The sequence below is a fragment of the Aquimarina litoralis genome (assembly GCF_039523995.1).
Taxonomy (GTDB): Bacteria; Bacteroidota; Bacteroidia; order Flavobacteriales; family Flavobacteriaceae; genus Aquimarina; species Aquimarina litoralis.
On record NZ_BAAAGE010000004.1, the window covers coordinates 416,135 to 436,323 of the forward strand.

Annotated in this window: 15 protein-coding genes; 10 read left to right on the plus strand and 5 right to left on the minus strand. The window is 33.3% G+C overall.

The features are described 5' to 3' along the window. Positions 1-6 precede the first annotated feature (6 nt). Entirely contained in the window at positions 7-2,742 is a 2,736-nt protein-coding gene (locus tag ABD077_RS20725) for a TonB-dependent receptor (protein WP_343914135.1), read from the plus strand. Positions 2,743-2,775: 33 nt separating this feature from the next. Here the strand turns inward: ABD077_RS20725 and ABD077_RS20730 are convergent, their stop codons facing one another. The 4 genes from ABD077_RS20730 to ABD077_RS20745 form a co-directional block, all read right to left on the minus strand. Then, positions 2,776-3,390 (minus strand): pyridoxamine 5'-phosphate oxidase family protein, encoded by a 615-nt coding sequence (locus tag ABD077_RS20730; protein ID WP_343914136.1) that lies wholly within the window; start codon positions 3,388-3,390, stop codon positions 2,776-2,778. Positions 3,391-3,517: 127 nt separating this feature from the next. Then, positions 3,518-6,262, minus strand: a complete 2,745-nt coding sequence (locus ABD077_RS20735; protein ID WP_343914137.1) for a ThuA domain-containing protein — start codon at positions 6,260-6,262, stop codon at positions 3,518-3,520. A 20-nt stretch (positions 6,263-6,282) separates the two neighbouring features. After that, positions 6,283-9,006: an RICIN domain-containing protein gene (locus ABD077_RS20740; RefSeq protein WP_343914138.1), complete on the minus strand. Its 2,724-nt coding sequence runs from the start codon at positions 9,004-9,006 to the stop codon at positions 6,283-6,285. 43 nt (positions 9,007-9,049) lie between these two features. Beyond that, on the minus strand, positions 9,050-11,569 hold the full coding sequence (locus ABD077_RS20745; RefSeq protein ID WP_343914139.1) for an RICIN domain-containing protein: 2,520 nt from the start codon (positions 11,567-11,569) through the stop codon (positions 9,050-9,052). A 699-nt stretch (positions 11,570-12,268) separates the two neighbouring features. Between ABD077_RS20745 and ABD077_RS20750 the strand changes: the two genes are divergently transcribed. From ABD077_RS20750 to ABD077_RS20790, 9 genes are all read left to right on the plus strand, one after another. After that, the gene (locus ABD077_RS20750) at positions 12,269-13,720 is read left to right on the plus strand and encodes an arginine decarboxylase (protein WP_343914140.1); all 1,452 of its coding nucleotides are present in this window, start codon (positions 12,269-12,271) and stop codon (positions 13,718-13,720) included. Between the two features lie 21 nt (positions 13,721-13,741). Further along, positions 13,742-14,686, plus strand: a complete 945-nt coding sequence (gene speB, locus ABD077_RS20755) for an agmatinase (RefSeq protein ID WP_343914141.1) — start codon at positions 13,742-13,744, stop codon at positions 14,684-14,686. Next, entirely contained in the window at positions 14,676-15,650 is a 975-nt protein-coding gene (locus tag ABD077_RS20760) for a deoxyhypusine synthase family protein (RefSeq protein WP_343914142.1), read from the plus strand. The genes speB and ABD077_RS20760 overlap by 11 nt, the downstream gene beginning before the upstream one ends. Positions 15,651-15,654: 4 nt before the next feature. Further along, the gene (locus ABD077_RS20765) at positions 15,655-15,960 is read left to right on the plus strand and encodes a hypothetical protein (protein ID WP_343914143.1); all 306 of its coding nucleotides are present in this window, start codon (positions 15,655-15,657) and stop codon (positions 15,958-15,960) included. Between the two features lie 11 nt (positions 15,961-15,971). Then, a complete protein-coding gene (locus ABD077_RS20770) occupies positions 15,972-16,388 on the plus strand; it encodes a VOC family protein (protein WP_343914144.1) in 417 nt (138 codons plus the stop codon). A 4-nt stretch (positions 16,389-16,392) separates the two neighbouring features. Then, positions 16,393-17,172 carry an RMD1 family protein gene (locus ABD077_RS20775; protein ID WP_343914145.1) on the plus strand — a complete coding sequence of 260 codons (780 nt, stop codon included), beginning with the start codon at positions 16,393-16,395 and terminating at the stop codon, positions 17,170-17,172. A 25-nt stretch (positions 17,173-17,197) separates the two neighbouring features. Further along, positions 17,198-17,614 (plus strand): NUDIX hydrolase, encoded by a 417-nt coding sequence (locus ABD077_RS20780; protein ID WP_343914146.1) that lies wholly within the window; start codon positions 17,198-17,200, stop codon positions 17,612-17,614. An 11-nt stretch (positions 17,615-17,625) separates the two neighbouring features. Next, complete coding sequence (locus ABD077_RS20785; protein ID WP_343914147.1) at positions 17,626-17,880, plus strand: hypothetical protein; 255 nt, start codon at positions 17,626-17,628, stop codon at positions 17,878-17,880. 298 nt (positions 17,881-18,178) lie between these two features. Continuing rightward, a complete protein-coding gene (locus tag ABD077_RS20790) occupies positions 18,179-18,532 on the plus strand; it encodes a hypothetical protein (protein ID WP_343914148.1) in 354 nt (117 codons plus the stop codon). A 222-nt stretch (positions 18,533-18,754) separates the two neighbouring features. Here ABD077_RS20790 and ABD077_RS20795 read toward each other — a convergent pair whose 3' ends face one another. Further along, a complete protein-coding gene (locus tag ABD077_RS20795; RefSeq protein ID WP_343914149.1) occupies positions 18,755-20,188 on the minus strand; it encodes an amidohydrolase family protein in 1,434 nt (477 codons plus the stop codon). Position 20,189 lies beyond the last annotated feature (1 nt).

Below are 20,189 nucleotides of genomic sequence, written 5' to 3' on the forward strand. Positions count from 1 at the left end.
AGATTCATGAGATTTTTACTTATTTTATTATTTAGCTGTATTGCTATATCTAATTCCTTTGGCCAAATTCAGCTTCAGGGAATAGTAAAAGATAGCCTGGGCAATCCGTTAGAACTTGCGAATGTTGTAGCTTTTAATCAGGAAAAGAACATTTTGCAAGCCTATGGTACTTCTAATACTAATGGAAAATATAAGCTCGAACTGAGTACAAATACCAAATATAAAATTACCGCCAGTTATGTGGGGATGGAAAGTTATGAAGAGATTATTTCTACAGGAGAAGAAGATATTACTAAAAATATTGTTTTAAAGCTCGGCAATGCTCTTGATGAGGTTCAGATCACCTATGAAATGCCGGTAACTGTAAAAGGAGATACACTCATATATAATGCGGATTCTTTTAATACAGGAACCGAACGTAAACTGGAAGATGTATTAGAAAATTTACCAGGAGTAGAGATTAATGAAGAAGGACAAGTCGAAGTAGAAGGTAAGGTAGTAAACAAACTGATGGTGAATGGAAAAGATTTTTTTGATGGAGATACTAAGGTAGCCACTAAAAATATTCCGTCCAAAGCAGTTGACAAAATACAAGTATTAAGAAATTATGCTGAAGTAGGTCAATTACGTGGAGTAACGAATAATCAAGATAATGTAGCACTAAATATTAAACTGAAAGAAGGAAAAGAAAGTTTTTGGTTTGGAAACGTTACGGTTGGTGGAGGAGCATCAACTGATGAAGGACTATATGTAGTACAACCCAAATTGTTTTACTACAGTCCAAAGTATAGTGTTAACTTTATTGGGGATTTTAATAATACTGGAGATGTTGCATTATCCAGAAGAGATATTCGAAGTTTTGGAGGTGGATTTAGAGCTCCAAGTAGAAGTAGTGGAACCAGTATTAACTTAGGAAATAATGACTTAGGATTTTTGACCAATCAGAATAATGCTACAGATATCGAAAATATATTGGGAGCTGCAAATTTTAGTTATTCGCCTAATAAATTATTAGATATCAGTGGTTTTGCTATTTTTAATGTAAGTGATCTGTCCTCGAGACAGTTAAGTTTTAATCAATATACAGATGCTGATCTGGGTATTCCGGATGAATCAACCGAACAAAGTAATCAAGAAAAATCAGATCAAGGACTCCTTAAATTAAGTGCATCTTATAAGCCTAATGTGAGTAATCAAGTAGATTATGATGTTTTAGGAAGAATTTCTAAAGATGTTCAAAATCAAAACTTTTTCTCTTCTGTTTTAGGTAGTACAACAGAAAATGAAGAGAATACGCCTTATAGTATTAACCAAAGTTTGAAATATTACTATACACTAAATGAAAAAAGTATTTTTGCGTTAGAAGCAGAACATCTGATAAAGGATGAAGATCCTTTCTATAATGCGCAACTTACTAATGATCCCGCTAACAACACTGATCCGGATTCTAATGATCCATTTGATAACACTGCAGCAGTTCTTGGTTTAGATACAAGCCTTCAGAATTATAACCTTGGTCAAAATAGAAGAATTAAATCGAATCAATTAGACGCAAAGATTGACTATTTTTATATTATTAATGCAAAAAGTAATCTTAATATAACTTTCGGATCAATTTTTAGTCAACAAAAATTTGATTCTAGATTGTTTCAATTTTTAACATCAGATACAACCTTGGATCCTATTCCTATTTTTAATGAAGGAAGGGCAACAAATGATACCAAATATACTTTTAGTGATGTTTATCTAGGAGCTCATTATCGTTTTAAAACAGGTAAGTTTATCATCACGCCTGGTGTATCATTACATTCCTATGGAAATAAGAACACCCAATTTGAGGAACGTTTTGAAGAAAACTTTTTTAGAGTACTTCCAGATTTTGAAACACGTATTCAGTTTAAGAAAAATGAAAGTCTTACGTTTCGGTATGATATGAGAAATCAATTTACTGATGTAACTCGATTAGCTCAAGGCCTCGTGCTAAATAATTTTAATAGTATTCAATTTGGAGAGCCAGAGTTACAGAATGCGTTATCTCATAATTTGAGTTTGTTTTATTCTAGTTTCAACTTATTTAATTACACAAATATTTTTGCAAGACTAGCCTATTCTAAAAACATAGATCAAATTCGCGGTTTAACTAGTTTTGACAATGTTATTACCACTAGCACATTTTTTAATTCTAGTTTCGCGGATGAAAATCTTTCTGCTTTTGGTCGTATACAACGAACTTTTGGTAAGCTAAGGGCAACGCTAAATGTAAACTATAATTATAACAAGATTAATCAATTTATTCAGGATCGACGTTCGGTAAATGAAGGCTTTACACAGAGTTATACTCCAGCTTTACGAACAAATTTTAAAAAGGCACCAAATATAAGTGTGCGCTATAATTATAGTATTACAAACAATACACAAGGGTCTAATAAAACCACTTTTTATACGGATGCTCCTTCTATAGATTTTGATGCATATATCTGGAAATCGTTAACTTTTGTTACCGATTACACCTATACTAGACAACGTAGATCAGGAGGTAATGCTCAGTCATTTGATACATGGAATGCTACCTTATCTTATAGAAAAGATAAAGATGCTAAATGGGAATATGAACTTAGAGCCACGAATATATTAGATGTGCAATCTAGAGTAAATAATACAGCAAATAATTTGTTTGTTTCTTCTACAGAGACTTTTATTCTTCCCAGATTTATCACGTTTAGATTACGTTATGTTTTGTAATTTCGGTACTTCTTTTAAAGAAACAGATTAGTGTTATTTCTTGTCTTGAAATTCTTTTAGTTGTTTTTCTAGTTCTTCTATTTTGTTTTCTAATCGTTGTATTCTAGGTTGAAATTCCTCTATTGTAAATCGTTGTTCTATATGTTGGGGACAGTTTACATCCCAAGCTTTGATTTTAATTTTAATAATCCGTTCTACTTTAGCCGCATAATCTTTATCTGAAACTTTTTCAAAAAGAGTAACGTCTTCTTCAGTCTGAGGAACGATTTCTCCCCAAATTTTTATTCGCATTCTATTTGGATAGTCCATTAAAAAGAGATGTACTTTGTTATTTACATCAAAATTACCCACAGAAATGTATTGTCTGTTTCCAGAATAATCTGCAAATGCCAAATGTTTTTCATCCAAAACTTTCAGGAAACCTTTCGGTCCACCTCTATGCTGAATGTAAGGTTGGCCTTCGTTGTTTGCGGAAGCCATATAAAATGAATCTCTTAGCGCAAGGAATGATTCTAATCCTTCCGTTATAGTATCTTGCCAATCTCTACGCTCTGCCATTTTTTGATAGGTCTTTCGAGAACCCATCTCTTCTTGGCGTTTTTTAACTTCTGGACTAAAAGCGATATCACTAATAAAACTTTTACTCATGCTACTAGTTTTTTGATGAGTAAATAGTCTGTTTATTTTGCAAGAACTTTCAATTTTGTGATAGAATACTAAACTAAATTATCGATTTGTATAATTTAGTTTAGCATTTAAATCATTTTTAAAGGGTTTATAACTTTACAAATTTTATTATCTTATTTTCCGTATCACCGAGAATTTTTAGATAATACATTCCTTTAGCAAAAGTATGTATATCTATGATCTCATTTTCGGAGCTTAAACTTTTGTTTAAAACAACCTTTCCATTGATATCGTAGATACGGACTAGAGCATTTGAAGCGCCTTCAATAGTAATAGAGTTGGCAGCTGGATTAGGATATAAGATGATATTAGTGTTTTCTAAAATTTCTGGTGCTTTGATATCATCAATCGGAGTAATGATCCAATGAAGATTTTGACTTGTATTAGAAGAATCATATAGGTTAACGTTTTGAGCATTGGATCCCGCATTACCACCATTGATGGCAAAACCTGAAGCATTACGTTTAACTAATTGAAAAGCTCCATCTCCTACATCTACTTTTAACCAATGCTGATTTTGATTGTTTTCGGCACAATTCCATAAATACACATTTTGTCCATTAGCACCATCATGATCTCCATCGATACAATAATTTGTTCCAATTTTTTGATATGAATAATATCCATTACCACGATCAATCTCAATCCATTGTTGATTCACATTGCTTGAATTCTCAGACCATAAATACACATTTTGTCCATTTGCACCACCATGATCTCCATCTAGAGCGAAACCTGGAGCATTACGTTTTGTAATATGTACGATAGTAGTTGTCGGAGAATTATCTATGATTTCGAAATCAAAAGTTTCCCATGTGCCATCCGCATTTCCAGCAGGAAAAAGTGATGTGTTATTGATATTCCAATTAGCTTGTACCCATCCATTATTAAATAAACTTTTTAATGCAACTTGATTATTTCCTTTGGGTTCCCAACCAAAATTTTCCCAAGTTCCTGGAGCGTTACCTGTAGCGCGAATAGGTGTGGTTCTCGAATTACGAACTACTTGTACATATTTATCGGTAGCTACCGATTTAAGAGCGATACAACCATTGGGATGTTCTTCTATATAAAATAATGCTCTATCAGCAATTTCACCATTTGCAATAAGGCTGGAATTAGAAGGATCGATAGTAACCCATTTTTGATCACCACCGGATTTTTTAAGCGCAATCATTTGTCCTATGGGAGCATCAGTATCACAGGTTGGAGTAGGAGTAGTATCATCGTCCCATCCTAGTGTTGCAACATCTTCTGCTGGGAATTCAGTTTCTGACTTTATCCTAATATTCCGATAGTATAATTCTGCTCCTTCAGATTGTATTTGTATTTGTCCACTGGTTACTGTATTTCCATTCCAGGTAGCATCTTGCAATGCATTAACCATAACACCATTCACATAATGAATGGCTCTATCACCAATTACAATAACTTCTAATAAATTCCATTCTCCATTTGGAAATTCTGGGTTTGATCCAGCTCTAATTAGTGTTCCCGTATTCAATGGGGCCATAGGAGTAAATGTCAATCCATTTCTGTTTTCTGAAGGAACCAAACCTTTCGTTCCTGCTAAACCAATATAATCTCCTAAGTCTCCTTCTTGCACTTGAAACTCCAATGAAGACTTCCAAACATCCCAAAACGTTCCGTGTTCTCCATTACAATGATATAAAATACCACTATCTCTAAGGCGATTTAATCTGGGTTCCCACTTTAGTTCTCCCCATTTAAATTCCATGCTTAGATGATAATTCTCAAATTCATTTAAAGTAGTTAATCCTCCATAAACCTCGCCAGTAATATAGAGTTGTTTTTCACCATTTTCTTCAATTATAGAAAACACATTTCGAGGATCATTGTTTAATCCCAGAGGAGTTCCAGATCCATTGGTAACATTATCACTAGCACCAGGTAATCCAGTTGTACTATGTGGCACTCCCATCCATATTTCCCAACAATCTAAATCATTTTCTAGAAGATCTGTCCATTGACTAGTTAAAGTGGCACCACAATCATTAACAGGCTCATTTGCATCTAATCGATCTGCTACCCAAAGCACTGCTTTTTCGATCATTCTTCTAAAAGTTTCATTATCATTATATGTAGTAGCATTATGACCTAGAGCTGTATAAAATGATCTTCCTCCGTCGAATTCTTTTAACCAGGTAATAGGACGAGTGGCATCATAACTTTGATTCCCTGTTGCTTGTACTTCTAAAAGATCAAAATTAGTATCACTTAATTGTCCGCCGTTTAGCTCCCAATAATACCATTCTTCCTCATGAGACCATATATCTCCTGGATTTCCTATATGATTGATAATGGGATGATCTACCAAAACATTCATCATACCAGGGAAATTATTAGAAGTATGGTAAGGGTTTGTTTGTACAATTGCCCCAACAAGCTCATTATACCATGGCCATGTAGAACCTGCATTGGTGCCTCTGTATGTATCACTAGCTGCATGAAAACCAACAAAACCACCACCATTTTGTATGAATGTTTCCATGGCATTCTTCTGATTATCATCTAATAAATCTCCACCTGATGTATTTGAAAATATAATGACATCATAATTCGCTAGATTTTGATCCGTAAAAACAGATGCATCTCTGGTATCATCAACAGACCACGTATCATGATCTGCATTGGCCCCTAGATCTTCTAACATAGCAATACTGGCATTAATAGCGCCAGTATGTCTAAACCCATTGGTTTCATGGAATACTAATACATTGAAATCCTGAGCATAACTAAACTGAACAAGTAGAGCGAAAAAACCGTATAGTATTGTCAAAATACTGTTTTTAGATGGGGTTACATTTTTCATGGTTTTAAGTTTAAAGAGTTTTATTGTTTACTAATTTTAATTGTACGGATGCTTTTGGATGTATTCACCTTTAGGTAATACAGCCCTTGAGCAAATGAGCTTATATCTATAGTTTCTGAATCCTCGGAAATATGTTTGGTAAAAACCCTTTTTCCATTTATATCATATATTCGAATTATGGAATTTTCAGCTCCTTCTATGTTAAACTTATTTACCAAAGGGTTAGGGTATACGATGATAGTTTTATCTTCGGAAGGTTCTGGAGCTTTGATGTCATTAATTGGTGTGATAATCCACTGTAAGTTTTGGCTAGTGTTAGCTGAATTATAAAGCTGCACGTTTTGTCCATTTGCCCCGTTGGAACCTCCATCTATTGCATATCCTGAAGCATTGCGTTTTATCAATTTATAGGCGCCTCCATCAACAGCTACTTTTTGCCACTGTTGGTTTTGATTGTTTAGATCACAGGTCCATAAATGGACATTCTGTCGATCCGCTCCTCCGTTGTTACCATCTATACAGTAATTTGTGTCTTTTTTTCTGTAGGAGTAATATCCATTACCACGATCGATCTCAACCCATTGTTGGTTTGCATTGTTTTGATTGGATGACCATAAATACACTTGATCTCCATTGGACGGAGTAGATCCCGGAGCATCAATAGCAAATCCCGGAGCATTTCTTTTGGTAATATGTACGATTTGTTCACCAGTGACTACTTCTGTAAACCTAAAGGATTCCCAAGTACCATTGGAGGTAGTAGGGAAAAATAGAACCTCGCCATTAGGAGTCATTTGTAATCGTTTAAAATTAGTCGGACCATCTGGAAGTGTGATAAAGTGTGTGTTATTTATTGTCCCTTCTGTAAATTCATAATAGGTATAGGTTCCTGAATTCGCAGTTGCCTGCATATCTGCATATAAACTATTATCGGTTCTAAGTCTAGGAACACTTCCTCCAGCGGCTCTTTGTATATGCCAGTATCCATTTCCTTTGTCTACAAATTTCCACTCTACATCTGCTCCTGTAGTATTGATAGCAGTAGCATAAGGATCTTCATTGCTGCCGTCTGCTGCTAACCGAAGATTATGATGCGGTGCATCGATATAATACGTTTTATTAGGATCGGGAGTGAATGAATTATCCACACAACTATCATTGGTAATAGAACTACATTCGCAAGGTTCCTGGTTCAGGTTGGATACATTTATAATTGTATTGGAGCCATTACTAGAATCTACTACGTTTCCAATAGAATAAATTGTGGAGTTAGTTACATTATTGGATAATGTTACAGATTGTTTAGTCATATTGCAGAGCAAAATACCTGAGGTAGCTTGATTACCTACTTTTATGACTAAGTCTTTATCCAGGGCTTGTCCATCACGTTTCCATAATCGGAGTTTATGATCACTACCACTTATTAGTGCTAATGCTGTGGAGCCAGACGGGCGTAAATAGCCATTATCCGGATCTAGTACTTCAATATCAGCTGTAACTTCTTGTCGTGCTCCAGCAAGTTCTAAAACTGTGGCATATGCAGCATCAGCTTGAGCATTTTTAATAACCGCATATGAGGGAACACCAAAAGCGGTAGCATCACCTTCACCTCCGTTCGTACTATTCCAGGCTCCATTACATGCAGGAACTCCATGACCAGCAACTCCTTTTACGGTCATGCCTTCAACTACAAAACCTCGATTAGCAATATCCATTGCGATACCACTTCGTGCTCCTTCAACATAAGCATTACGAATGGTAAGGTTTTCTATTTCACCTTGGGTATAGCCCCTAAATGCACCTTCAACCAAACTAAATTGATAATTATTACGGATTGGAGATCTTTGAGAACCGCCATCTAAATTTTGGCACTGATCTAAATTATTTGTATCAAAAAGATCAAAAAAGGCATCATTATCTGAGGCTCCAAACAAAACGTTTCCTTGATAATTAACTCCAAAGGGTACTCCATTACGATCTGTACCGCCTATACCATTTTGACGAAGATCATTTGTTGATCTTGATTCAGCTATAATGGTTACATTTTCTACAACAACATTGTTAATTGGTCCATTAAAAAATAAGGTATGACCAAAAGCACTATGGTCTACTAAAACATTTGTAAAAGTACTATTGGTTAAATTTGAAAGGATGACGCCACTCTTTTTTCCCAAACGAGATCCAGGTAGCATGCCACTACTACTACCTGTTTTTCCGTAGAGCGATCCAAAACCATATGGATGAGAATAACGTGCTTTTAGGGTAAAGTCTTCAAAACGATGCCCACTTCCAGTTATTTCCACAACGACACCACCCGAAACATGAATGTAGTATCCATAATTTCCATTACTGCTAGGCAATTCTTGCAGATTAAATCCTACCCAAGTATTATCAATTCCTCCCAATCTTACTAAACTTCCATGCGCTAAATTAGGCATGTCATTGATTATAGTAGAATCAAAAGTGAACGTTACCCCTGTTAGATCGAAGATATTATTACTACCTGTAAAGTTAAAAAGTCCTGGCCACGAACCTGTTGTACGCACAATCCAATCATCACCATCAAATAAAGTTTTTGTTGACAACGAGATATGATAAGTACCTGGTGTCATTTTGATATTCTGATTACTTGCATCTTGAAGTTCTATAAATTCTTGAAGACTAGAAATCGTTCTTTGAGCAAAACTTAGTTGTGAAGCAAATAGACCTACTAAAAGCAAAGAAATTGATACTATTTTTTTCATTGTTGTTTTATATTAACATTAAATTATATTCTTAATTATTAGATTATTGTTTTGCTATTTTAATTGTAGAAAAGCTCTGTGAGCCATTTACCTTAGCATAATAAATACCAGAAGAAAGAAAACTTAAATCTATAGTTTCGTTATTACTAGAAACATATTTTGACCATACCTCTTTTCCATTCATATCATACACTCTGATAATTGAATTATCAGCCCCTACTATAGTTACAGTACTTACTACGGGATTTGGATATAAGATTATAGTATTTTCATCAGTAACCTCTGGGGATTTCGTGTCATTAATTGGAGTAATAATCCATTGTAAGTTTTGACTGGTATTTGATGCATCATACAGTTGTATATTTTGACCATTTGCACCATTAGAACCTCCATCAAGAGCATATCCAGGAGCATTTCGCTTAATGAGTTTATATGCACCTCCTCCAATTGCTACTTTTTGCCATTGTTGATTTTGGTTGTTTTCTCCACAACTCCATAGGTATACGTTCTGTCGATTAGCACCTTGATTGTTACCATCGATACAATAATTAGTTCCTACTTTTTGATAAGAATAATAGCCATTACCACGATCAATCTCAATCCATTGTTGGTTATCATTATTTTCATTTGCAGACCATAAGTATACATTTTGACCATTAGCACCACCATTCATTCCATCAATCGCAAAGTTCGGAGCATTACGTTTGGTAATATGAACTATATTATTACTGTTTATCTCGGTAATTGTAAATGATTCCCAAGTACCATTTAAACTAGAACTCATAAAACGAACTAAACCTGAATTGTTGATTTGTAAGCGTTGACGCCCTGAAGGACCATCGGGAAGTGTTATATAATGTGTGTTAGCACCAGCCCCTTGAGTAAAATCATAATAAGTATATGTACCTGAATTAGTGATTGCTTGCATATCTGCCAGTTCTGAATTATCTGTCCGTAAGCGTGGTTTAGGACCTCCGGCTGCCCTTTGTATATGCCAGTATCCATTACCTTTATCTACAAATTTCCAGGCTACATCATCTCCTGTAGTCTGGGTAGATGTAGTATATGCATCTTCGCTAGATCCGCTAGAAGCTAATCGAAGGTTGTGATATGGGTTGTCTATATAATAAGTTTTATTAGGATCTGGAGTAAAGCTTGAACTTGGCGGTGGAACAGTATCACAGTCATTTAATTGTGAGATACTGTTATTAGAACCATTATTAGTCACGGTAGAACAGGTTTCAATTTGATTTCCTGAACTTTCGGATGATATTAAAATTGGTGCAGTTGTATAATTAATAAGAGAAACATCTCTTGATGGGTGATCTACATTAGTATCATCACTTAAAAAACGATGTGCTAAAAAATCTCCCCCAAACATGATTGCTAGATTAGAGGGTAAATTTGGCTCAGCATTTCTAAGAATTACCTCATGATTATTTCCACCTAAATAAGCTAGGCAATTAGCTCCATTGTAGTATCCATTTTCTGGTGGAATAACAGTGATCTCACCCTTAAAATTATTAGTAGTATTGTAAGCGTTTCTGTAAACAGGTCCTATTGCGGCATCTGCAAAGCAATTTACTACTTGACCACCATTACCTGCTCCAAAACCAGTTTCACAACTAATAGCAGTAGTGTTTTCAATATATTTTGTTCCAGCTGTTAAAGTTATAGAACATCCGGAGCGCATCTTTTTTATAGTACAGTCTTTAATGGTAATATTTGTTGTTCTTCTATCAGAGATTGTTTCTCCATTAATTATAGTAGTCCCTCTGGTATACGTTCTAATTCCATCTTCCTGTAGACTCATTGTATGACCAGCAGGAAGCGGAAACCCCCAAACAGTCATCCAATCCACATCTTCACCGGTGACTCCATCTCCTTCATAAGCTCCAGCCAACATATCATCAGTAGATCTCACTTCTCCTTCTAGATAAACACTTTCAATCAACGCATCAACTGCTCCTTGCATAAAGACTCCATGCCCATAGGCTCTATGCTTTATGTTACAGTCTTTTACATGATTTCTATTTCCTCCAACTAATATTGCCGAATGTTTGAAATGTTTGATAACATATCCAGATCCTTTACCAAAAGCATCACCATATCCATATGGTTGAGATCCTACAATGGTCATGTCGAAACCTTCGATCAAATTATCTTGACCTTGTAAACTTATACCAAGTGCTGTTCTTGTAGGTCTATCATATACACTACCTACATCTACCATCTTTAAATTTTTAAGCACATTGTTATTGCCAACTACTTTGAGTTCTTCAACACCGATGTTTCCAAATGCTGTAAAAATATCTGTATCAAAATTGATAGTAACACCTGTGAAATCATAAGTACTGTTATTCCCTTCGAAAAGAAAAAGTGGGTTGCTAAATTTTCCTGCGGCAACATCAGTAGCTGAAATATTATAGATGCCAGGAGCTAATTTTACTTGTACATTATTGTCATTTAAATAAGGTAATAATTGTTGTAAAGAATTGACTGTAGTTTGAGAAAAGGAATTCCAGGTGGTAAAGATTAATAAGAGTAATAGTATTTTTTTCATTGTTGTTAGATTGATAGTGTAGTTTTAATTTTTTTATGGAGTTTATCATTATTATAAAATTGGTTGACCAATTTTATAATTGTCTAAAGTATGTTTATTATCTGTGGAGAAGAGAGTTAAATGATTTTTCGACTTCATAAAAGTAGAATTCGTAGAGGAGTGAAAATAATTCGCAGTTTTAAATTATAAATCCAGGAGTTGTTTTCTTGTTAATCTGTTGGTATTTAAAGTGTTAGGTTTAGTTTGGTTGAAATTTGCGAAGCGAAATAATTTTTAAAAAAAATATGTAAAAAAGTTTTTGATATTGGTTTTTTTACTATGTTTGATTAACTGTTAACAAATGAGTCTGTACAATCAGACGCATTGCCTAAATAAGATGGAATCTTTTTTCAGATTCGGGCTTAGGAGAATAAAGAAGTCTACTCCAAAAGCTGCCTTAGGGATAGGGAACCGAATTCTCAGGCTGACTTCTAAAAAATATACAATTGCACTTCAGTTTTTAGAACGAATAAAATTCGTTCCCCATACGATTTCTATCATTCGTGTATGAGATAGATTGATCTATTGACATAACGTCATTTATCGCATCTTTTTACAATTTTTTCAATCTTACAATATGGATTATCCATAGAATGTTCAGACTTTTTATTTGTTTGTTTTTCTAGAGGAGTACTCCGTATATGTTACATAATCATATCAATGAAAACTAAATATATCGATCTTATTGATCAAACTTTTTATTTTCCTCAGCAAGAGTTTAATCTAGAGGATGACAAGCTACAATTTCATGGAATTGACCTAATGGCGTTAATAGCTAAATATGGAGCACCTTTAAAATTTACATACTTGCCCAAAATATCTGAAAATATTAACAGAGCCAAAAAATGGTTTGATAACGCGATTAAAGTTAATAATTACGCAGGTACTTATAACTATTGTTACTGTACCAAAAGCTCTCATTTTCAACATGTGTTGAATGAGGCGTTAAAAAATGATATTCATATCGAAACCTCTTCTGCTTTTGATATTGATATTGTTGAAAATCTAAAAGCTCAAGGTAAAATTAATGATCATACTTATGTCATTTGTAATGGTTTTAAAAGAGATCAATACATCCAAAATATAGCAAGGCTTATTAATAATGGTCATCAAAAGTGTATTCCTATTATTGATAATTATGAAGAATTATCTTTACTAAGCGATAGTATTAATGATAAGTTTCAAGTTGGTATTCGTATTGCTTCCGAAGAAGAACCAAAATTTGAATTTTATACTTCTCGTTTAGGAATAGGCTATCGTAATATTGTTCCTTTTTACAATAACCAGATTAAAGCGAACCCTCAAGTAGAACTAAAGATGTTACATTTCTTTATTAATACAGGGATTCGTGATACTGCTTATTATTGGAATGAATTATTAAAATGTCTCAAAGTATATATAAGCCTCAAAAAAATATGTCCATCTTTAGATAGCCTGAATATTGGAGGTGGTTTCCCGATCAAAAACTCCTTAGGATTTGATTATGACTATGGTTATATGGTAAATGAGATTATAAATCAAATTCAAATTGCTTGTGAAGAAGCTCGAGTAGATGTACCAAATATTTTTACGGAGTTTGGTAGCTTCACAGTAGGAGAAAGTGGAGGAGCTATTTATGAAGTATTATATCAAAAACAGCAAAATGATCGCGAAAAGTGGAATATGATTAATTCTTCATTCATTACTACTTTACCTGATACATGGGCTATCAATAAACGTTTTATAATGCTTGCTGTTAATCGCTGGAATGAAGAATATGAACGTGTGTTACTAGGAGGTCTTACTTGTGATAGCGATGATTATTACAACTCTGAGCAACATATGAATGCAATCTATTTGCCTAAGTATAAAAAAGAAAAACCACTATATATAGGTTTCTTTAATACAGGAGCATATCAGGAAACCATCGGAGGATTCGGAGGATTACAACATTGTTTGATTCCACAACCAAAGCATATTATTATTGATCGAAATCAGGATGGAAATTTAGTGACTTCTGTTTTTGCAGAACAACAAACTTCAGAACAATTATTATCCATTCTTGGTTATCAAAAACAAGAACAACCTTTACATCTGGAGCAAAACAGCCATCAATTAGAAACTATTATTTAAAACCATTTATAATTTAATACAATGAAAACTAGTAACACATATGCTGGCATTTCTGAAAAATTTGCAGGCTATGAAAAATCTCGAATAGTATTAGTACCCGTTCCCTATGATGGAACCAGTACATGGGGCAAAGGGGCAGACAAAGGTCCTGAGGCATTTCTAGAAGCTTCTGAAAATATGGAGTTATACGATATAGAAACAGACAGCGAAGTATATACAAAAGGGATATGTTTATTAGAACCAATTACAGAGAATGATACTCCAGAATCTATGGTAGAGGCAGTATATAATACTACCAAAAACAACATAAAGAGGAATAAGTTTGTAACCCTATTTGGAGGAGAACATTCTATCTCAATTGGAGCTATCAGAGCTTTTGATGAGTGTTTTAATAACCTTACGGTGTTACAGATTGATGCACATGCAGATTTGAGAAAAGAATATAATGGTTCTAAGTATAATCATGCTTGTGCTATGTATGAGGCCAATGAGAAAACCAATTTGATTCAAGTAGGAATACGAAGTATGGATGCTTCAGAAAACTTGGTAATGAATGATGATCAGGTGTTTTTTGCCCATGAAATGGCAAATGACGATTATTGGATGGATAATGCAATCGAACTTATGACGGATAACGTATATATCACGTTTGATTTAGATGCATTTGATCCTTCTATATTACCAGCAACTGGAACACCCGAACCAGGAGGATTGTTCTGGTATGAAACCTTAGAATTCTTGAGAAAAGTTTTTGCAGAAAAGAATGTGGTAGGATTTGATATCGTGGAATTATGTCCTAATGAAACGAGTAAGCCATCTGATTTTGCTGCTGCAAAATTATACTATAAAATGTTGTCTTATAAGTTTGAGGACACAGAAGATACAATCGATGAAGATGAGGATGTTAAGGATAATGAAACAGTAAAAAAATTTAAATCTAGTTACGAAGAATACGATGAAAAGTAAAGGTGAAATTTCAAAATTTATAGAAAAATATTTTCTTCATTTTAATGCAGCGACTGTTGTAGATGCAGCAAAAGCATATGAATCTCAATTAGAAAAAGGAGGTAAGATGCTTGTCTCTCTTGCAGGAGCTATGAGTACTGCAGAATTAGGGAAAATATTTGCTGAAATGATTCGAGAAGATAAAGTGCATATTGTCTCTTGTACTGGAGCAAATCTTGAAGAAGATATTATGAATCTAGTGGCGCATAGCCATTATGAACGGGTACCAAATTATAGAGATTTAACACCACAACAGGAATGGGAGTTATTAGAAAAAGGTCTCAATCGTGTTACAGACACTTGCATACCAGAAGAGGAAGCTTTTAGAAGGCTGCAGGAGCATATTTTTAAAATTTGGAAAGATGCAGAAGAAGCAGGAGAGCGATATTTTCCGCATGAGTTTATGTATAAGCTTTTGCTCTCTGGAGTATTGGAAGAATATTATGAAATTGACATCAAAGACTCTTGGATGTACGCTGCTGCCAAAGCTAATCTACCTATGGTGGTTCCTGGATGGGAAGATAGTACTATGGGGAATATTTTTGCGAGCTATGTAATGAAGGGAGCGCTGAAAGCAAGCACCATGAAATCTGGAATAGAGTATATGACATTTTTGGCAGATTGGTACACAGAAAACTCTAAAGACGGTATAGGGTTTTTCCAAATAGGAGGTGGTATTGCTGGTGATTTTCCTATTTGTGTAGTACCAATGTTATATCAGGATTTAGAAAGGACAGATACTCCATTTTGGAATTATTTCTGTCAGATTAGTGATTCTACCACAAGTTATGGTTCTTATTCTGGTGCAGTACCTAATGAAAAGATTACATGGGGTAAGCTAGATATTGATACTCCAAAATTTGTAATAGAGAGTGATGCAACCATCGTAGCACCATTAATATTTGGCTATTTATTAGATATGTAAAAAGATGAAAACACAACGAAACGTACATTTAAAACGAGTTATAGTAGATTTTAAAAAACTCAATAATAAGATTTTAGATCTATTAGTCAATAAGTACCCGGATGGATATGGTGATGGAGATGTTATCACTTTTAGAAATGCGCAAAACGAAATTGTGGAATGTGTAGAAGTAACAACAGAAGATACACTTTATCTTGTTAAAGTAAGTAAACGTTTAGTGGCCGCTATGGAAGATTTTGATGACACCAATGAAAGTTCTAGTGAAAAAAATCTGGATTTACCAGATGGTTCTAATGTAGAAGAAGAATAAAATATCATAAGATGAAAAAAGCTGAATTCCATCTGGCACTTCCTTGTGAAGATCTGGAAAAAACAAAAGACTTTTACACCTATAAGTTGGGTGCAAAACTAGGAAGAGATACAGATAACTGGGTAGATATCAATTTGTACGGAAATCAAATTACATTTACCAAAGCTGGTACTTTTAATTTCGATTTTAAGAATTATCGCTTAGGAGATCAGATATTACCGTCTTTTCACTTCGGAGTAATAATTGATGTCGAAACTTGGGGGAAATTGTATTCACGTTTGTTCTCTATGGATCTGGAAGTGACTACCGAAGTAACCTTTTTTGAAAACAAAGTAGGGGAACATCTTTCCTTCTTTGTCAAAGATCCTAATGGGTACATGGTAGAGTTTAAAAGTTTTAAGAATTCTGGTGAGATTTTCACCGTTTGATGAAATGAAAACAAAGGCATACGCTGTTCAAATTGCTGAGACAATTTCGATAAGGAATTGTAAAAAAAACTTTGAGGCAAAGCTTTTATTCTCTGATAGCGATGAATTGTTTTATGAACTGTATTCTATGCAATACATATATGTTTTCAAATATGGAGTGATTTGTTTTTACAATCTTTCAGATGAAGATATAAAGAAGAACTATTTAGAAATTTTAGACTATAGTAAAAATAGCATTTCAGAAGAGATCTCAGAAAGTATGGATATCATAGTCGATAGTAATGTTAATATGGTGTCTTTCGGAAACGTATCATTACAACAGTTTGATGTAGAATCTATACGACTAATAATGCTTAATGTTGCTCAATCTGTTGCCTTGGATAAGTATGCTAATATTTCTGAAAAAATATTAGAAGACACCAGAGTACATACTTCCTATCTCGAAGAAAATGGGAGGTTAGATATCAGTGGTAAAAAATTGAAAAGGTATATAGGACGTGTGTTGAATATTAAAAACAAAATTTCTGAGAATCTTTACATTTTTGATTCGCATGATGTCTCATGGGAAGACGAAACTTTAAATAAGTTAGATCAGGATTTAAAAAGAGTTTTTGATGTAAAAGACCGCTATCGTAGTATTCATGATCAAATAGAAATTATTAAGGAAAACTTGGAACTCTTTAAGGATATTATGTTCCATAGGCAGAGTAGTACACTCGAATGGATTATTATCATTCTGATTATGGTTGAGGTAGTAGATCTTTTTGTACAAAAATTATCATAGTTTGTATAAGTTTCAATGAGTCTTTATGAAAATTAAAAAACACAAACAAAAATCAAGATTAATAGTCTATCAAGGAGATGAACTATTAGTATTTCAAAAGATCAGTAATCGATTAGAATATGGATTAATAGGAGGGTTTTTAAAAAAAGGAGAAACTCCAGAAAAAGGTCTTATCCGAGAAACGTATGAAGAGACAGGTGTACAACTTTCTGAACAAGATATGGACTATTACGATTCTTTAACGTTGGATTGGGATGAGAATCAAAAGCTTTCCAAACATTATTTTGTTTGTAAAAATGCGGATAAATCTTTTTCACTTAGTGAGCCCGATAAGTTTGCAAAAATTACATGGATATATTGGAAGGATGCATTAAAATATTTTGGTAAGTCGGACCGAAAAATGGTGAAATCTTTATTTAAACCTTGTAAGATTAATTATTAAAATCAATATCTATGAACGGTGTTTTTATTAATCAAAATGTAGAGTACGGAGTGTTTAAAAAAAACTACGATGGGTACCTTCAATTTGAGATGGAAAATGGTGAAACCATTGTTTTTGAAGAAGTGTCAAATCTTGCACTTAGAAAATTTGATCTTAAATCAGATTCTTTTAAAGGCAAAAGTTTTGAAATCACATACTCAGAGTATGTTGAGGATGACGATGAGGATTTTGTATCCTTTAGAATCGAAAAATTAGAACTAGCATAAAAATAACTAAAGATTGTATAATCGATATAGCTTTAAAGAATATCGTAGTTAAAGAAGTATAGGAAATCATCACGTGTAAGTATCTAAGAGATTATTTACTAAAAGCACCAGACTTGAAGTGATAACAATCTGGTTTTATATCATAAAAAAACTTAAATCTTACATATCATGAAATGGAGTATAAACAGGATTAATTTTTTGCTTGTCTATTAGTAAGTAAACTTTTTATATAAAAGCCGTAGCGGTTATCTAAGCAGGAAATTTTTATTTGATTCATTTCTGACAAAAAATAAAACAGATGAAAAATTTAATAAATACAACATTCATTATAATAGTATTATTTTTCGGTGTCACTACAGTAAAGGCACAAGAAACAAATCAGGAAAAGGAAATCATTGAAGGAGTTTTTGATGGTTTTGATGGTGAAAATTTCACATTTAAATATATTACGGAAGATGGTGATGAAGATATAGTTCTTTTTCCTAAAGCAGAACCTGAAGTATTGGAAAAATACAATCTTAGTGATGAGAAATTTATTGGGAAAAAGTTTAACATCACTTTTAAGACAGAATGGGAAACAGAAACAGATGAAGATGGTGATGAACAGGAATATGAGCTTAGAACTATTATTGATTTAGAATTGTTGGACTAAACATAAACTAAATAGTAGATATGTAGTATATGTTTTTGCCTTTTTATGCATAAGAGAAAAGTATTGGTGATAATCAGGTTACCAATACTTTTTTTTGTTTGGATTGTGAACTTATTCATTGGATTTTAAAAGGTGTCCGTAATATTTGTCTTAATTTCTGAAAATGAGTACTAAAAGAATTAGTTACTTTTCTATTGGGTGATTAATGTTTTGATTATTTTTTTACTTTTCGACCAATAAGTTTTCTACATATCTTATTGCAGTTGCTACTAAATTTTTTCTATTCTTAGCTTTTGAATTAAAAGAGTTAAGCTTATCTCTATTTATTTTTTTTCCTTTTATAAATATAGTTGAAGGCTCAGAGAGTACAGATAGGTCATCTAAAGGATTCGTATCTAAAACCAATAGATTTGCTGTTTTTCCTTCTTCAATAGTTCCTAAAGATTCAAAATGCGAATGTGTCTTGGTTGGGTTAACTGTTGCTGTTTTTAAGACTTCATAATTAGAAAGACCCGCCTCTTGATAAAATTGAAGTTCTTTATGAATTGAAAATCCGGGTACTGTTATGCCAATACCTGCATCTGTCCCACAAATTAGATTTACATTCGCTTTATGAAGCAATTCGACTATGGTTAAATGAAATTTATGTTGTTTTTCAATTCTATGTAGTGCTGATGAATCATTAATTTTTGTGTTATACCATCGTTCAAATTGCATTTTACTATCAACTTGCCTAATTAGTGGATTCATATACTTTATAGGTTCAGAATCTAAAATCGAATCGTTACCCATCATATTGTGAATATTTTTAAAAACGATCAATGTTGGACAATAACTTGTATGCTTTGATACTGAAATAGTATCAATGATACCTTTTAATTTTGTAGTGTCTAAATCAAATTTTAAAGCTTGTTGAACAATTTCTTCTGCGTGTTCTATAGACTTTATTTGTGGATTTAAATGGTATGAAAATGGTACTTTTTGAGATGGATGTGCTACTATATCCATATCACTTTTCTTAGTCTGCTCAATTACCGCATCAAATATTTCTTTATCTAGACCATAATAGGTTTTAATCAGATCATATCCTCTCTCTTTGTATGACATTATTTTTTCTTTAGCTTCTTTCGGATTCAATAGGTTTAAATTATCATCACCGATAAACTCCGGACCCGTCAATTTTGGACCTGTAGTGACTATTATTGGAGAATAGATTGCACCAGTATTTGCATCTTCTTTAATTCTAAGATGCATTGGCATTCCCCATAAGTTTCTGACGGCAGTTACGCCATTAGACAAATAAAGACCAAGTTCATATCTATCCCATATATGAACATGCATATCGATTAAACCAGGAGTTAGAAATTTATTTTGACCATCAAATTTTTGAATACCATCAATAAGAATAGTATCTGCTATTTTTTGAATGATACCGTCTTTAATAAACACCATCTTACTTTTCAAAATAGTGTCTTTATACATTGGAATTACATTCACATTAGTAATTAAATAGGTATCCTTAGATGCAGTAGATTTTGTATTTACTTTTAAATAATTTGTATTATAATAATCCACAAACAATGTAATGATTAATGTTATAATGACTAGTGTTACTAGAATTATAATTATTTTTAATAGGCGTCTAACTGTTTTCATA

Bases quoted from the DNA above. Each gene is read 5' to 3' on its own strand.
- ABD077_RS20725 (WP_343914135.1), top strand. From the start codon at position 7: ATGAGATTTTTACTTATTTTATTATTTAGCTGTATTGCTATATCTAAT.
- ABD077_RS20730 (WP_343914136.1), bottom strand. From the start codon at position 3,390: ATGAGTAAAAGTTTTATTAGTGATATCGCTTTTAGTCCAGAAGTTAAA.
- ABD077_RS20735 (WP_343914137.1), bottom strand. From the start codon at position 6,262: ATGAAAAATGTAACCCCATCTAAAAACAGTATTTTGACAATACTATAC.
- ABD077_RS20740 (WP_343914138.1), bottom strand. From the start codon at position 9,006: ATGAAAAAAATAGTATCAATTTCTTTGCTTTTAGTAGGTCTATTTGCT.
- ABD077_RS20745 (WP_343914139.1), bottom strand. From the start codon at position 11,569: ATGAAAAAAATACTATTACTCTTATTAATCTTTACCACCTGGAATTCC.
- ABD077_RS20750 (WP_343914140.1), top strand. From the start codon at position 12,269: ATGAAAACTAAATATATCGATCTTATTGATCAAACTTTTTATTTTCCT.
- speB (WP_343914141.1), top strand. From the start codon at position 13,742: ATGAAAACTAGTAACACATATGCTGGCATTTCTGAAAAATTTGCAGGC.
- ABD077_RS20760 (WP_343914142.1), top strand. From the start codon at position 14,676: ATGAAAAGTAAAGGTGAAATTTCAAAATTTATAGAAAAATATTTTCTT.
- ABD077_RS20765 (WP_343914143.1), top strand. From the start codon at position 15,655: ATGAAAACACAACGAAACGTACATTTAAAACGAGTTATAGTAGATTTT.
- ABD077_RS20770 (WP_343914144.1), top strand. From the start codon at position 15,972: ATGAAAAAAGCTGAATTCCATCTGGCACTTCCTTGTGAAGATCTGGAA.
- ABD077_RS20775 (WP_343914145.1), top strand. From the start codon at position 16,393: ATGAAAACAAAGGCATACGCTGTTCAAATTGCTGAGACAATTTCGATA.
- ABD077_RS20780 (WP_343914146.1), top strand. From the start codon at position 17,198: ATGAAAATTAAAAAACACAAACAAAAATCAAGATTAATAGTCTATCAA.
- ABD077_RS20785 (WP_343914147.1), top strand. From the start codon at position 17,626: ATGAACGGTGTTTTTATTAATCAAAATGTAGAGTACGGAGTGTTTAAA.
- ABD077_RS20790 (WP_343914148.1), top strand. From the start codon at position 18,179: ATGAAAAATTTAATAAATACAACATTCATTATAATAGTATTATTTTTC.
- ABD077_RS20795 (WP_343914149.1), bottom strand. From the start codon at position 20,188: ATGAAAACAGTTAGACGCCTATTAAAAATAATTATAATTCTAGTAACA.